The 950-nt window shown below is 46.5% G+C and carries 1 protein-coding gene; it reads left to right on the top strand.

Annotation, left to right across the window (positions count from 1 at the left end):
- Positions 1-134: 134 nt before the first annotated feature.
- Positions 135-950 (top strand): IS3 family transposase (locus ACFQU8_RS10485; protein WP_382359670.1); only part of this gene is annotated, 816 nt, incomplete at its 3' end.

The following is a 950-nucleotide window of genomic DNA, read 5'->3' as shown; positions in this document are numbered from 1 at the left end:
GCAGCCAGTAACCAGGAAGTTGGTGAATTAACCAAAGAAAACGATCATCTCAAACAGCTGCTTGGTGATAAGGATCTAGAAATTGCGATCCTGCGGGATCTTGTAAAAAAGAAAAACCCTCACTTGCTGAAAAAATTGAAGTAGCCCAGCAATGGATTGGGCGTGGCTATCCCGTCGCGAAGGTATTACGAATTGCCGGTGTGGCCCGTTCCAGTTACTATTATCAAACACGCTATGCCGTGAAAGAAAAACAAGTAAGTGAGGGACGTCCGGCGCCAGGCTATTCTTATAATGACCATCATGTACGTATTTCTGATGAGCAAATCCAGGAGTGGCTGATGGAGCTGATCAGCGGATCAGGCTACAACTATGGCTATCATAAACTCACAGCGGCCTTGCGGCGGGAATACGGATTGGTGGTTAATAAAAAGAAAATCTATCGGCTGTGTCAGGAACTGGGCATTTTACGCCGCCAGCATCGTAAACAAATCCATTATCCCAGGCGAATTGCTAGAAATCGCATCATCACAGGATCCAATCAGCTTTGGGAAACGGATATCAAATATGGTTATGTCGATGGTGAAGACCGTTTCTTTTTTATCCTTGAGTTTCTTGATGTCTATGATCGTTCGATTATTGCCTATCATATGGGGCGGAGCTGTCGAGCGACAGACGCCGTAAGAACCTTGAAAAACGCGCTTTGGCAAAGGGATCTGTTGGAAGCAGATACGCAGCCCATTATTCGCAGTGACAACGGCCCACAATATGTCGCAAAGGCATTTGAGGCAGCTTGCGAAACCCTGGGCTGTGAACATGAACGGATTCCGCCCAAAACGCCCAATAAAAATGCTCATATTGAATCCTTTCACCGCGTCCTGGAGGACGATTGCCTCTCGCGAGAGCTCTTTGAGAGCTATAAAACGGCGTATGAAAGGGTTTCTGAGTTCTTT

The organism is Lentibacillus kimchii, assembly GCF_042666895.1.
In the GTDB taxonomy this organism is placed as follows: domain Bacteria; phylum Bacillota; class Bacilli; order Bacillales; family Amphibacillaceae; genus Lentibacillus; species Lentibacillus kimchii.
This window is presented reverse-complemented; position numbering and strand designations above follow the sequence as displayed.